The sequence below is a fragment of the Mycolicibacter senuensis genome (genome assembly GCF_002101885.1).
Classification (GTDB): Bacteria; Actinomycetota; Actinomycetes; order Mycobacteriales; family Mycobacteriaceae; genus Mycobacterium; species Mycobacterium senuense.
On record NZ_LQPS01000022.1, the window covers coordinates 61,908 to 75,825 of the forward strand.

Consider the following 13,918-nt stretch of genomic DNA (forward strand, 5'->3'; position numbering starts at 1 on the left):
GAAGTTGCCTCACCACCATGCCTACGTGGACTGAGAAGCGCCTGTGACCGCCGCGGTCGGTTTCTTGCCGGCTGAGGTGGCTCCGCCCGGCAACACCATCCGGAACGACGTCCCGGGCGGATCCCCGCCGGGAACGGTGTCTTCGATGGTGATCACCCCACCGTGTTTGAGCACCACCTGTTTGACGATCGCGAGCCCCAGGCCGGAGCCGGGCATCGCGCGCGCGGAGTCCGAGCGGTAGAAGCGTTCGAACACCAATTCCCGTTGATTCTCCGGGATTCCGGTCCCCTGATCCGACACGACCATCTCCACGTGCGTCGGGTCCAGCTGGCGCATCCGCAACCCAACGACCCCGCCCGAGGGGCTCCACTTGGCCGCGTTGTCGAGCAGGTTGAGCACCGCACGCGACAGACCCGCCGCGTCGCCGTACACGTGCCACGGCACCACCTGGATGTCGAACTCGATGTCGTTGCGGCGCCGCCTCACCCGCTCCATGCTGCGGTCGACGACCTCGGTGATATCGACCTGTTCGTTGGCGACCTCGCGTTGGTCGTCGCGGGTGAGATCCACCAAATCGCCTACCAGCGTGGACAATTCCTCGATCTGGCCGATCGCGTCGGCACGCAGATCCGCCATCTCCTCCTCGGGCAGCTGGGGCGCGCCCGGTGCCGCGGAGGCCATCAGCAGTTCGACGTTGGTGCGCAACGAGGTCAGCGGCGTCTTGAGTTCGTGCCCGGCGTCGGCGACCAGCCGCGCCTGTCGTTCCCGCGACTCGGCCAGCGCGCTCAGCATTGCATTGAACGCCTCGGTGAGCCGGGCCAATTCGTCGCTGCCGTAGACCGGGATGGGCCGCAGGTCGTCGGTGCGCGCCACCCGCTCGGCGGCCTCGGTCAGCCGGCCCACGGGCCGCAGGCCGGTCCGGGTGACCATCCCGCCGGCGATGGCGGCAACCACGACACCGACCCCGCCGACGACCAGCAGCACCCACCGCAGCTTCATCGTCACCGCGCGGGTGGGCGCCAAACTCTTGGAGATCAACAGCGTGCTGCCGTTGGGCAGGTGTACCGCCAGCACCCGCTGGCCTGCCGCGGTGCGGCGCGACAAGAACAGTTCGCCACGGATGACGGCCTTCTCCTGCTGCCCGACCGGCAGCCGCTGGCCGGGCTGATTGGCGGTGTAGATCGACCGGCCGGGATTGACCAGCATGGCGTTGACGTCGGAGTAGGCGGTGCCCTCGATGGCCTTGCGCGGATCGGCGGCCAGCGAACCGCTGGCGATCAACATCTCGGTGCGACTCTGCAGTTGATTGTCGATGTCGTTGTACAGCGCCGCCGAGATCACCGCGTAGACGGCGACGGCCATCAACACCACCACCAGCGCCACCATCGACATCGCCAGCAGCATCACCCGCCAGCGCAGCGACAGGGATGTGCTCTGCGCCGAAGCGCCGTCCTGCCGCCGGTGGAAAAACTGCATCAGGGTGGTGTCTCGCGAAGCACGTAACCCACCCCGCGAACGGTGTAGATCAGCCGCGGCTCCCCTTCGGCTTCAGTCTTGCGACGCAGGTACCCGATGTAGACCTCCAGCGCATTTCCCGAGGTGGGAAAGTCGAAGCCCCACACCTCCTCGAGAATGCGGCTGCGGGTGAGCACGCGGCGCGGGTTGGCGATCAACATCTCCAGCAACGCGAATTCGGTCCTGGTGAGGCTGATCTGCCGGTCACCGCGGGTCACCTCGCGGGTCACCGGGTCCAGCGTCAGGTCTTCGAACGACATCGCGACCGATTCGGACAGGTCCTCGGCGGTGGTGCGGCGCAGCAACGCCCGCATCCGCGCCAGCAGTTCCTCCAGGGCGAACGGCTTGGGCAGGTAGTCGTCGGCGCCGGCGTCCAGCCCGGCCACCCGCTCGGAGACCGAGTCGCGAGCGGTCAACACCAGAATCGGCAGGTCGTCACCGGTGCTGCGCAGCTGACGGCAGACCTCCAGGCCGTCCAGCCGCGGCATCATGACGTCCAGGATCATCGCATCGGGCCGGTCGTTGCTGATCGCCTCGAGTGCCTCGACGCCGTCAGTGGCCAACGAGACGGAATAACCATTGAACGACAGCGACCTGCGCAGCGATTCGCGCACCGCGCGGTCATCATCAACAACCAGTACCCGGGTAGCCATGTGTGCTATCCAATCATCGAAGGGCGAGCTGGAGCGTCAGGCGCCGGTCGTGTCGGAGCCCTATTAGCGACGGTCGAGATCAATGAGGCCCAGTCGGGCGGCCTTGAGAAGCCGGCGCGGCACCTTGTGTGAGCGGCCGGCGACCGACACGTTGACCAGGCCGGTAGCCTCGGCCTTCCACTGCGCGCGGCGGGAACGGGTGTTCGCGCGCGACATCCTGCGCTTCGGCACGGCCATGGTCGAGCATCTCCTCAAAAATTGTGCGGGCTGCCGCCAGATACCAGGCAGATACCGATAGCGGGACTTCTGCAAAAGAATAGCGCCTAATCGGCGTCGGCTCCAAAATGGCACAGCCGAAGCTTCAGCGGGGCGCGAAAGAAGAGAGGCGAAGCTGGGACCGCCGTATGGGGTCGGCGGCCACAACAGGGGGCCTCCACCTTGACGCGACACCAGCGGTACCGGATAACCTACCGGTTGGTTGAGTGATGGGATGGCGCATGACAGCAGCGGTTCGGATCGGTAACTGCTCAGGCTTCTACGGCGACCGGCACGCGGCGATGCACGAAATGCTCACCGGGGGCGACCTGGACTACCTCACCGGGGACTACCTGGCCGAGCTGACCATGCTGATCCTGGGGCGGGATCGGATGAAGCATCCGGAACGCGGGTACGCCAAGACCTTCCTGACCCAACTCGAACAATGCCTCGGCCTCGCCCGTGACCAGGGCGTTCGCATCGTGGCCAACGCCGGCGGGCTCAATCCGGCCGGACTGGCCGACGCGGTGCGGGAACTGGCCGACCGACTCGGCATCCCGGCGCGGGTGGCCCACGTCGAAGGCGACGACCTGCTGCCCCATGTGGAAGCGCTGGGTCTCGGAGCCGCCGGGCCGGCGACATCAGGCGGCAGCTCTCCCCTGACCGCGAACGCCTACCTGGGCGGCTGGGGCATCGCCGAGTGCCTGGCCGGCGGAGCGGACGTCGTGATCACCGGCCGGGTCACCGACGCCTCACTGACCGTCGGACCCGCCGCCGCACACTTCGGCTGGAATCGCACCGACTACGACCGGCTCGCCGGGGCGGTGGTGGCCGGTCACGTCACCGAATGCGGCATCCAGGCCAGCGGCGGCAATTACGCCTTCTTCACCGAGGTTCCCACCGAGCAGCTGCTGTATCCCGGCTTCCCGCTCGCCGAGATCCACGCCGACGGGTCGTCGGTGATCACCAAGCATCCCGGCACCGGCGGGCTGGTCAGCGTCGACACCGTCACCGCGCAGCTGCTCTACGAGGTCGGCGGGGCCCGCTACGCCAATCCCGACGTCACCGCCCGGATCGACAGCATCGAACTGGCGTCGGACGGCCCGGACCGGGTCCGCATCACCGGCGTGACCGGCGAGCCACCCCCGCCCACCTACAAGGTGTCGCTCAACAGCATCGGCGGATTCCGCAACTCCACCACCTTCGTACTGACCGGCCTGCACATCGAGGCCAAGGCCGAACTGGTGCGCACCCAGCTGGAGGCGGCGCTGCGGGTGCGTCCGGCCGAGCTGGAATGGACCTTGGCCCGCACCGACCACCCCGACGCCGACACCGAGGAGACCGCCAGCGCCCTGCTGCACTGTGTGGTGCGCGACCCCGACCCGGCCAACGTGGGCCGCAAGTTCTCCGCGGCCGGCGTCGAACTCGCATTGGCCAGCTACCCGGGGTTCTGTGTCACCGCCCCGCCCGGTGACGGCCAGGTCTACGGGGTGTTCACCCCGGGCTACGTCGACGCCACGGCAGTGCCGCACGTCGCGGTACACGCCGACGGCACCCGGGTCGACATCGCGTCCGCCTCGGAAACGCTTGAGCTGGCCCCCGCCGAGGACCCCGCACTACCCGAGCCGTTGCCGGCCGGGCCGACCCGGCGCGCGCCGCTGGGGTTGATCGCCGGCGCCCGCAGCGGCGACAAGGGCGGGTCGGCCAATGTCGGGGTCTGGGTGCGCACCGCGGAGCAGTGGCGCTGGCTGGCGCACACGCTGACGCCTGCCAAGCTGCGCGAACTGCTGCCCGAGACCGCCGAGTTGCCGGTCAGCCGCCATCTGCTGCCCAAGCTGCGCGCGGTGAACTTCGTCATCGAAGGCATCCTCGGCCAGGGCGTGGCCTACCAGGCCCGCTTCGACCCGCAGGCCAAGGGGCTGGGCGAATGGTTGCGCAGCCGTCATCTCGAGATACCCGAACAGCTGCTGTCAGAAAGGGCACCGTGAGTATCTGGACCACCGAAGAACGCCAGGCGCTGCGCAAGACCGTGCGCGGTTTCGTCGAGCTCGAGATCGCCCCGCACATCGACGAGTGGGAACGCAGCGGCGAGCTACCGCGCGAACTGCACCGCAAGGCCGCCGAGGTCGGCTTGCTGGGGGCCGGCTTCCCCGAGGAGGTCGGCGGCAGTGGCGGCGACGGCGCCGACGCGGTGATCGTCTGCGAGGAGATGCACCAGGCCGGTGCACCCGGCGGGGTGTTCGCCTCCCTGTTCACCTGCGGTATCGCGGTGCCGCACATGATCGCCTCGGGTGACAACCGGCTGATCGAGGAGTTCGTCCGCCCCACGCTGGCCGGGGAGAAGATCGGCGCACTGGCCATCACCGAGCCCGGCGGGGGCTCTGATGTCGGACACCTGCGCACCACCGCGCGGCTGGACGGGGATCACTACGTGGTCAACGGCTCCAAGACCTTCATCACCTCGGCGGTGCGCGCCGACTATGTGGTCACCGCGGTGCGCACCGGTGGCCCGGGCGCGGCCGGGGTGTCGCTGCTGGTCGTCGAGAAAGACGGCCTCGGCTGCTCACCTGGTCTTCAAGTCTCGCGCAAGCTGGACAAGATGGGCTGGCGCTCCAGCGACACCGCCGAACTGTCCTACGTCGACGCCAGGGTGCCGACGGCGAACCTGGTCGGCGCCGAGAACACCGGATTCGCCCAGATCGCCGCGGCGTTCGTCTCCGAACGGGTCGGGCTGGCCGCGCAGGCCTACGCCAGCGCGCAGCGTTGCCTGGACCTGACCCTGGCGTGGTGCCGGGACCGGGAGACCTTCGGCCGGCCGCTGATCTCTCGGCAGCCGGTGCAGAACACGCTGGCCGAGATGGCCCGCCGGATCGATGTGGCTCGGGTCTACACCCGCCACGTCGTCGAGCGCCAACTGGCCGGGGAGTTCAATCTCATCGCCGAGGTGTGTTTCGCCAAGAACACCGCGGTGGAGGCCGGTGAATGGGTGGCCCATCAGGCGGTGCAGCTCTTCGGCGGCATGGGCTATATGGCCGAATCGGAGGTGGAGCGTCAGTATCGGGACATGCGCATCATCGGGATCGGCGGCGGAACCACCGAGATCCTGACCTCACTGGCCGCCAAGACCCTGGGATATCAATCGTGACGACCTTGAAGTCCACCCTGGACCCCAATTCCCCCGCCTACGTCGAGGCGGCCTCAGCGCTGACCGACAAGCTCGCCGAGATCGATGCCGAGCACGCCAAGGCACTCGCCGGCGGTGGACCGAAGTACGTCGAACGCCACCACGCCCGGGGCAAACTCACCGCGCGGGAACGCATCGAGCTGCTCATCGACGCCGACTCGCCGTTCTTGGAGCTGTGCCCGCTGGCGGCCTGGGGCAGCGACTTCCAGGTCGGCGCCAGCGTGGTGACCGGAATCGGTGCGGTCAGCGGCGTCGAGTGCCTGATCATCGCCAACGACCCGACGGTCAAAGGCGGCACATCGAACCCGTGGACGCTGCGAAAGATTCTGCGGGCCAACCAGATCGCCTTTGAGAATCGGCTTCCGCTGATCTCCCTGGTGGAATCCGGTGGGGCGGACCTGCCCACCCAGAAGGAAGTGTTCATCCCCGGCGGCCAGATGTTCCGCGACCTGACCCGGCTGTCGGCCGCCGGCATCCCGACCATCGCGCTGGTGTTCGGCAACTCCACCGCCGGCGGGGCCTATGTGCCCGGCATGTCCGACCACGTGGTGATGATCCGGGAACGCTCGAAGGTGTTCCTGGCCGGGCCGCCGCTGGTGAAGATGGCCACCGGCGAGGAATCCGACGACGAATCGCTCGGCGGCGCCGAGATGCACTCCCGCACGTCCGGCCTGGGCGACTACTTCGCCAACGACGAGCTCGACGCAGTGCGCATCGGCCGCCGGATCGTGGCCCGGCTCAACTGGGTCAAGCAGGGTCCGCGGCCTCGCCCGGTGATCGAGCCGAAGTACGACGCCGAGGAACTGATCGGCATCGTGCCGGCCGACCTGCGCATCCCGTTCGATCCGCGGGACGTGATCGCCCGCATCGTCGACGGCTCGGACTTCGACGAGTTCAAGGCCATGTACGGCTCGTCGCTGATCACCGGCTGGGCCCGGCTGCACGGATATCCGATCGGCATCCTGGCCAACGCGCGCGGGGTGCTGTTCAGCGAGGAATCCCAGAAGGCCACCCAGTTCATCCAGCTGGCCAACCGGTCCAACACCCCACTGTTGTTCCTGCACAACACCACCGGGTACATGGTCGGCAAAGCCTACGAAGAGGGCGGCATGATCAAGCACGGCTCGATGATGATCAACGCCGTGTCGAACTCGACGGTGCCGCACATCTCGCTGCTGATCGGGGCCTCCTACGGCGCCGGGCATTACGGCATGTGCGGGCGGGCCTACGATCCGCGGTTCCTGTTCGCCTGGCCGAGCTCCAAAGCCGCGGTGATGGGCGGCACGCAGTTGGCCGGGGTCATCTCGATCGTGAGCCGCGCCGCCGCCGAGGCCCGCGGCCAGCAGGTGGACGAGGCGGCCGATGCGGCGTTGAAGGCCGCGATCGAAGCCCAGATCGAAGCCGAGTCGCTGCCGATGTTCCTGTCCGGCCGGCTCTACGACGACGGGGTCATCGACCCGCGCGACACCCGAACGGTGTTGGGAATGTGTCTGTCCGCCATCGCCAATGGCCCGGTCGAGGGGACGTCGAACTTCGGCGTCTTCCGGATGTAGTGGATACCGCCGATGAGCGCTTGCGCGAAGAGGACAATCAGATGAGCATCAGCAATGTCCTGGTGGCCAACCGCGGTGAGATCGCCCGTAGGGTCTTCGCCACCTGCCGCCGACTGGGCCTGGGCACCGTCGCGGTCTACACCGACCCCGACGCGGGCATGCCGCACGTCGCCGAAGCCGACGCGAAGGTGCGACTGCCGGAGACCACCAGCTACCTGTCGGCCGAGGCGATCATCGCCGCGGCCCGTGCCGCCGGCGCCGACGCGATCCACCCCGGCTACGGATTCCTTTCCGAAAACGCCGATTTCGCCGCGGCCGTGCAGGCCGCCGGGCTGACCTGGATCGGGCCGCCGGTGACCGCGGTGACCTCGATGGGCTCCAAGATCGAGTCGAAGAAGATGATGGCCGCCGCCGGGGTTCCGGTCCTGGAAGAACTGGACCCGGCAGCGGTCACCGCCGACCAACTCCCGGTGCTGGTGAAGGCCTCCGCCGGCGGTGGCGGCCGCGGCATGCGGGTGGTCACCGAACTGTCGGCGCTGGCCGACGAGGTCGCGGCCGCCCAGCGTGAAGCCGCCTCGGCATTCGGGGATCCGACGGTGTTCTGCGAGCGCTACCTGCCGACCGGCCACCACATCGAGGTCCAGGTGATGGCCGATGCGCACGGCACGGTGTGGGCGGTCGGTGAGCGGGAGTGCTCGATTCAGCGCCGTCACCAGAAGGTCATCGAGGAGGCGCCTTCCCCGCTGGTCGAGCGCACCCCCGGGATGCGCGCCAAACTCTTCGAGGCCGCCCGGTTGGCGGCGAGCGCGATCGGCTACACCGGCGCAGGGACGGTGGAGTTCCTGGCCGACTCCCGCGGCCAGTTCTACTTCCTGGAGATGAACACCCGACTGCAGGTCGAGCACCCGGTCACCGAGGAGACGACCGGTGTCGACCTGGTCGAGCTGCAGATCGCGGTGGCTGACGGCGCCCGACTCGACCCCGAACCTCCGGCGACCCAAGGGCATTCGATCGAGGTGCGGCTCTACGCCGAGGACCCCGGCAGAGGCTGGCAACCACAGGCCGGGCCGGTGCACGCCATCGACATCCCCGGCGTGGCGGCGCGTTTCGGTTCGCTGTGCCGGCACACCGGTATCCGGCTGGACTCCGGTGTGGTCGACGGATCGACCGTCTCGATCCACTACGACCCGATGCTGGCCAAGGTGATCAGCTACGCGCCCACCCGCCGGCAGGCGGCCACCGTACTGGCCGGCGCGCTGGCCCGTACCCGGCTGCACGGGCTGCGCACCAACCGCGACCTGCTGGTCAACGTGCTGCGCCACCCGGCGTTCCTGGACGGGGCGACCGACACGGCATTCTTCGACACCCACGGCCTGACCGAACTGTCCGCGCCGCTGGCCGACACGGCGACGGTCCGCAGCTCGGCGATCGCGGCCGCGCTGGCCGACGCCGCACACAACCGGGCCACCGCGGAGGCGTTCGGCTCCATTCCCGGTGGCTGGCGCAACGTGCCGTCGGGATTTCAGACCAAGACCTACGCGGCCGACGACGGCACCGAGCACCGGATCGACTACCGGTTCACCCGAACCGGATTGATCGTCAACGATTGCGATGTCAGTCTGGTCTCGGCCGGACCCGACGAGGTGGCGCTGGCCGACCCGGCCGGTGTCGCCCGCACGTTCACGGTCGCCCGCTACGGCCCAGACTTCCAAGACGTCTACGTCGACTCCCCCGCCGGCGGCGTGCACCTGGTGGCGTTGCCGCGATTCCCGGACCCCGAATCCGCCGTCGAGCAGGGATCACTGCTGGCACCGATGCCCGGCAACGTGATCCGGCTGGGCGCCGAACCGGGTGACACGGTGACCGCCGGCCAACCACTGATCTGGCTGGAAGCCATGAAGATGGAGCACACCATCACCGCCCCGGCCGACGGGGTGCTCACCCAGCTCAACGTCGAACCCGGCGATCAGGTAGAAGTCGGCGCCGTGCTGGCCCGTGTCGAACAGCCCCATGCAGAAGGAGACCCACAGTGACCGATTCCACCAGCGACACCAGCTTCATCGAGAACGACGAACGTCGCGCCCTGCGCGAGGCGGTCGCGGCGATGGCCCGCAACTACGGCCAGGACTACTACCTGGAGAAGGCCCGCGCCGGGGAGCACACCGACGAACTGTGGGACGAGGCGGGCAAGCTCGGCTTCATCGGCGTCAACCTGCCCGAGGAGTACGGCGGCGGCGGCGCCGGCATGTACGAGCTGTCGCTGGTCATGGAAGAGATGTCGGCCAACGGCTGCGCGCTGCTGATGATGGTCGTCTCGCCGGCCATCAACGGCACCATCATCTCCAAGTTCGGCACCGACGAGCAGAAGAAGCGGTGGATCCCCGGTATCGCCGACGGGTCGCTGACGATGGCCTTCGCCATCACCGAGCCCGATGCCGGGTCGAACTCGCACAAGATCACCACGACCGCGCGCCGCGACGGGTCGGACTGGATCCTCAAGGGTCAGAAAACCTTCATCTCCGGTGTCGATCAGGCGCAGGCGGTGCTGGTGGTCGGCCGTAGTGAAGACGCCAAGACCGGCAATCTGCGGCCCGCGCTGTTCGTGGTGCCCACCGACACCCCCGGCCTGAACTACACGCCGATCGAGATGGAGTTGGTCAGCCCGGAGCGTCAGTTCCAGGTCTTCCTCGACGACGTCCGGCTGCCGGCCGACGCGTTGGTAGGTTCCGAGGACGCCGCCATCGCGCAGCTGTTCGCCGGGCTGAACCCCGAACGCATCATGGGCGCGGCCAGCGCGGTCGGCATGGGCCGCTTCGCGATCGGCAAGGCCGTCGACTACGTCAACACCCGCCAGGTGTGGAAGACCCCGATCGGCGCGCACCAGGGTCTGTCGCATCCGCTGGCGGCGAACCACATCGAGATCCAGTTGGCCAAGCTGATGATGCAGAAGGCGGCGACGTTGTACGACGCCGGCGACGACTTCGGGGCCGCGGAGGCGGCCAACATGGCCAAGTACGCCGCCGGCGAGGCGTCGACGCGGGCGGTTGATCAGGCGGTGCAGTCGCTCGGCGGTAACGGCCTGACCAAGGAATACGGCATCGCCGCGGCGATCACCTCGTCCCGGCTGGCGCGGATCGCGCCGGTGAGCCGGGAGATGATCCTGAACTTCGTCGCGCAGACGTCGCTGGGCCTGCCTCGAAGCTACTGAGGTCGTACTGATGGACACGCTGGTTTCCTACACCGGTCCCGAAGACACCGGCGACGGCTCAGCCCGGCTGACCCTGGATTCGCCGCACAACCGCAACGCACTGTCGAGCAGGCTGGTCGCCCAGCTGCATGCCGGCCTGCGCGACGCCGCCGCGGACCCGAATGTGCGGGTGGTGGTGCTCGGCCACACCGGCAAGACGTTCTGCGCCGGGGCGGATCTGAGCGAGGCCACTGAGGGCGAGCCGGGCGAGCTGGCCGCCGACCGGGCACGGGAAATGGCGGCCCTGCTGCGGGCGATCGTCGAGTCGCCGCGGCCGGTGATCGCCGCGGTCAACGGTCATGTACGCGCCGGCGGCATGGGCCTGGTCGGCGCGTGCGACCTCGCGGTCGCCGGCCCGGCCAGCACCTTCGCGCTGACCGAGGCCCGGATCGGCGTCGCGCCGTCGATCATCTCGCTGACACTGCTTCCCAAGCTCTCGCCCCGGGCGGCGGCGCGTTACTACCTGACCGGGGAGAAATTCGGCGCGGCCGAAGCCGCCGCGATCGGACTGGTCACGCTGGCCGCCGAGCAGGAGGCCGAGGTCGAGACGATCGTCGCGGGCCTGGTCAGCCACCTGCGGCTCGGATCCCCGCAGGGGCTGGCGGCATCCAAGGCGCTGACCACCGCGGCGGTGCTGGCCGGGTTCGACCGGGACGCCGAGCGGCTCAGCGTCGCCTCGGCGCGGATGTTCGTCTCCGATGAGGCCCGCGAGGGGATGATGGCCTTCCTGCAGAAGCGTCGGCCCAGCTGGGCCGGCTGACACCAGCACGGCGATGCGCCGCGCTCCCGGTCGCCGGGGCACTTTGGGCAACCCTGCTCGTGGCAAATCCGTTCGTCGTAGGCTGTCTAGCCAATGAGAAACTCATCCCGGCGAAGCGACGAGAGCCCCGGCACGCCCTCGCGTGCCGCGGACACCGACCGGATCCAGTTGGCGCAGCTGCTCGGCGACGCCGCTGCGCAGGGCCAACTGCCGATGAGCGAGTACGAGGACCGGCTGACCAAGGCCTACGCGGCGCAGACCTACGACGAGCTCGACCGGTTGCGTGCCGACCTTCCGGGATCGTCGGTGTGCCCGCACCGTGGCGGCGACTGCAAACCCGCGCCCTCCACACTGCTGTTGGCGATCATGAGCTCGTTCGAGCGGCGCGGCCGGTGGAACGTACCCAAGCGGCTGACCACGTTCTCGCTGTGGGGCGGCGGCGTCATCGACCTGCGCTATGCCGACTTCACCGCACCCGACGTCGACATCAACGCCTACTCGATCATGGGCGGACAGACCATCTTGTTGCCGCCGGAAGTCAACGTCGACATCCGCGGGCACGGCGTGATGGGCGGTTTCGACCAGCGTGTCGAGGGCGGGGGCACGCCGGGCGCGCCGACGGTGCGAATCCGCGGCTTCTCGCTGTGGGGCGGCGTGGGCATCAAGCGCAAACAGCGCAAGTCCCGCAACTGAGGGCTGCTTCGGGGTCGCCTCGGCGGACCGATCACGGCTGATCGCGGTAGAGCGCCGGATCGTCGAGTTGGCCCAGTAGTGCGGTCAGCTGGTCCACCAGCTGACCGGGCTGCAGCTGGATGTCACCGGCCAGCCAGGCACCGATCGTCTGGGCCACCCCACCGACCACGAAATGGGCGGCCGCCTTGATCCGGTCGTTGCCCGGCACCCGGAGCACGTTTTCGACGTGGCGGCCGGACAGCATCGCGAACAGCGCGCTCGACTGCGCCCGTTTGCGCACCAGCAAGGCATTGGTCAGCCGGGTGCTGAACAGGATCCTGCCGACTCGGGCATCTCCGGCGATGGCCGCCACCAGGTGTGCCATGCCCGCACGCGTCTGTTCGGCGGGTGGCGCCGCGGCCACCGCGGCCTGGGTGCTGGCAGCCAGATCATCGACCACCCACTCGAAGACGGCCGCCACGAACTCGTCCTTGTCGGTGAAACTCTCGTAGAAATAGCGTGACGCCACCCCGGCCCGGCGACACACCGCACGGACGGTCAACGCGGGCATCTCCCGGCCACCGAGCAGATCGAGCCCGGCGACCAGCAGCCGTTCCCGGCGTTCGGCCAGCCGATCTGCCGCCTGCACCCCCCGGTACGGGCGCTCCGGCGCGACGCTCCCCATACCCACCATGTTGACAGCGGGCCCCAGGCTCGGCAATATCAGGAAACCGATGTTCTCACAATTGCGAGGTGCAGCCATGACGATCAGCGAACCGATCCCCCTGGTGGAGCGTTCGGTCAGCGATTCGACCAGCACGCAACCCGCACCTCGCCGGCGGTCGTTGCTGCCGCAGCCCTCGTGCGCCGACAATCCGATGATGGGTGTGGCGCTGTTGGCCGGGCCCGCAAACGTGATCATGCAACTCGCGCGTCCCGGTGTGGGTTATGGCGTGCTGGAGAGCCGCGTCGAAAGCGGGCGCGTCGACCTGCATCCGATCAAGCGGGCCCGCACCACGTTCACCTATCTGGTCGTGGCCACCCAGGGCAGCGACGAGCAGAAGGCCGCGTTCCGCGAGGCGGTGGACAGCGCCCACCGCCAGGTTCGCTCGACGGCCGACAGCCCGGTGAAGTACAACGCCTTCGACCGCGATCTGCAGCTGTGGGTGGGCGCGTGTCTGTACAAGGGCAACGTCGACGTCCATCGCATCTTCCTCGGCGAGATGGACGACGAGCACGCCGACCGGCACTACCACAACGAGGGCAAGGCCATGGCCACCATGCTCCAGGTGCCCGAGGACATGTGGCCGGCGGATCGGGCCGCCTTCGACCGGTACTGGCAGGAGCAACTGGACAAGGTGCACATCGATGACGCCGTCCACGGCTACCTGCGTCCCATCGCCGCCAGCCGGCTGCGCGGCTTGACCCTGCCGGGACCGCTGCAGCGGGCGAACGAACGGCTCGCGCTGTTGATCACCACCGGGTTCCTGCCGCAGCGCTTCCGCGACGAGATGCAGCTGCCGTGGGACGCCGACAAGCAACGCCGGTTCGACCGGTTGATGGGCCTGCTCCGCGGCGTCAACAATCTGCTGCCGAAGTTCCTGCGGGGCTTCCCGTTCAACCTGTTGCTGTGGGACGTGGACCGGCGCATCCGCACCGGCCGGCCGCTGGTGTAGCGACCGGGTGAATTGACGCCTGCCCACCGATCGCTACCCTTTTTGCAGAGCTGGTGCAGCGGGAAGGTGGTAGGCGATGCACGTCGACCCTCAGGCATTGCGCACCGGGGCCAACGCGTCCGATGACGCCGGGCAGCACGCCAACACCGGTGCACAGCGGCTCGGGGTGGCCGGGGTGACCGCGGGAATGTTCGGCGACTTCGACGAGGCACACAGCTTCCACACCGCGCTGGGCACCGCCAAGGACGGCCACCGCGACGCGCTGCAGCATCACCACCAGAACCTCACCGGCATCGCCGAGAACGTGCGCACCGCCGCGACGGCATTCACCCGCATGGACGACCACAACGCCACGCTGCTGCGAGACGTAATCGGGCCCGTTCCCGGGCGGTGAGGCGTGCGC

General features: G+C 68.7%; 12 protein-coding genes and 1 pseudogene. 9 read left to right on the forward strand and 4 right to left on the reverse strand.

The window, feature by feature from the left end:
* Positions 1-51: 51 nt before the first annotated feature.
* The 3 genes and pseudogenes from AWC24_RS04605 to rpmF form a co-directional block, all read right to left on the reverse strand.
* Positions 52-1,476: pseudogene (locus AWC24_RS04605) on the reverse strand (HAMP domain-containing sensor histidine kinase); the annotation flags it as partial.
* Positions 1,476-2,168, reverse strand: a complete 693-nt coding sequence (locus AWC24_RS04610) for a response regulator transcription factor (RefSeq protein ID WP_085082518.1) — start codon at positions 2,166-2,168, stop codon at positions 1,476-1,478. The gene AWC24_RS04610 and the pseudogene AWC24_RS04605, both read right to left, overlap by 1 nt.
* A gap of 63 nt (positions 2,169-2,231) precedes the next feature.
* On the reverse strand, positions 2,232-2,405 hold the full coding sequence (rpmF, locus tag AWC24_RS04615) for a 50S ribosomal protein L32 (RefSeq protein ID WP_085082520.1): 174 nt from the start codon (positions 2,403-2,405) through the stop codon (positions 2,232-2,234).
* Positions 2,406-2,665: 260 nt separating this feature from the next.
* Here rpmF and AWC24_RS04620 point away from each other — a divergent pair, with 260 nt between their 5' ends.
* From AWC24_RS04620 to AWC24_RS04650, 7 genes are all read left to right on the forward strand, one after another.
* Positions 2,666-4,411 carry an acyclic terpene utilization AtuA family protein gene (locus AWC24_RS04620; protein WP_109560323.1) on the forward strand — a complete coding sequence of 582 codons (1,746 nt, stop codon included), beginning with the start codon at positions 2,666-2,668 and terminating at the stop codon, positions 4,409-4,411.
* The gene (locus AWC24_RS04625; RefSeq protein ID WP_085082524.1) at positions 4,408-5,568 is read left to right on the forward strand and encodes an acyl-CoA dehydrogenase family protein; all 1,161 of its coding nucleotides are present in this window, start codon (positions 4,408-4,410) and stop codon (positions 5,566-5,568) included. Before AWC24_RS04620 ends, AWC24_RS04625 begins: the two co-directional genes overlap by 4 nt.
* Positions 5,565-7,160: an acyl-CoA carboxylase subunit beta gene (locus AWC24_RS04630; protein WP_085082526.1), complete on the forward strand. Its 1,596-nt coding sequence runs from the start codon at positions 5,565-5,567 to the stop codon at positions 7,158-7,160. The genes AWC24_RS04625 and AWC24_RS04630 overlap by 4 nt, the downstream gene beginning before the upstream one ends.
* A 41-nt stretch (positions 7,161-7,201) precedes the next feature.
* Complete coding sequence (locus AWC24_RS04635) at positions 7,202-9,193, forward strand: acetyl/propionyl/methylcrotonyl-CoA carboxylase subunit alpha (RefSeq protein WP_085082592.1); 1,992 nt, start codon at positions 7,202-7,204, stop codon at positions 9,191-9,193.
* Entirely contained in the window at positions 9,190-10,368 is a 1,179-nt protein-coding gene (locus tag AWC24_RS04640) for an acyl-CoA dehydrogenase family protein (RefSeq protein ID WP_085082528.1), read from the forward strand. The genes AWC24_RS04635 and AWC24_RS04640 overlap by 4 nt, the downstream gene beginning before the upstream one ends.
* Positions 10,369-10,378: 10 nt before the next feature.
* Positions 10,379-11,167 carry an enoyl-CoA hydratase family protein gene (locus AWC24_RS04645; protein WP_085082530.1) on the forward strand — a complete coding sequence of 263 codons (789 nt, stop codon included), beginning with the start codon at positions 10,379-10,381 and terminating at the stop codon, positions 11,165-11,167.
* A gap of 93 nt (positions 11,168-11,260) precedes the next feature.
* Positions 11,261-11,860: a DUF1707 SHOCT-like domain-containing protein gene (locus AWC24_RS04650; RefSeq protein WP_085082532.1), complete on the forward strand. Its 600-nt coding sequence runs from the start codon at positions 11,261-11,263 to the stop codon at positions 11,858-11,860.
* A 31-nt stretch (positions 11,861-11,891) separates the two neighbouring features.
* Here the strand turns inward: AWC24_RS04650 and AWC24_RS04655 are convergent, their stop codons facing one another.
* Entirely contained in the window at positions 11,892-12,533 is a 642-nt protein-coding gene (locus AWC24_RS04655; RefSeq protein ID WP_085082594.1) for a TetR/AcrR family transcriptional regulator, read from the reverse strand.
* A gap of 67 nt (positions 12,534-12,600) precedes the next feature.
* Here AWC24_RS04655 and AWC24_RS04660 point away from each other — a divergent pair, with 67 nt between their 5' ends.
* A complete protein-coding gene (locus AWC24_RS04660; protein ID WP_085082534.1) occupies positions 12,601-13,515 on the forward strand; it encodes an oxygenase MpaB family protein in 915 nt (304 codons plus the stop codon).
* A 76-nt stretch (positions 13,516-13,591) separates the two neighbouring features.
* Positions 13,592-13,909 (forward strand): DUF2563 family protein, encoded by a 318-nt coding sequence (locus tag AWC24_RS04665; RefSeq protein ID WP_085082536.1) that lies wholly within the window; start codon positions 13,592-13,594, stop codon positions 13,907-13,909.
* Positions 13,910-13,918 lie beyond the last annotated feature (9 nt).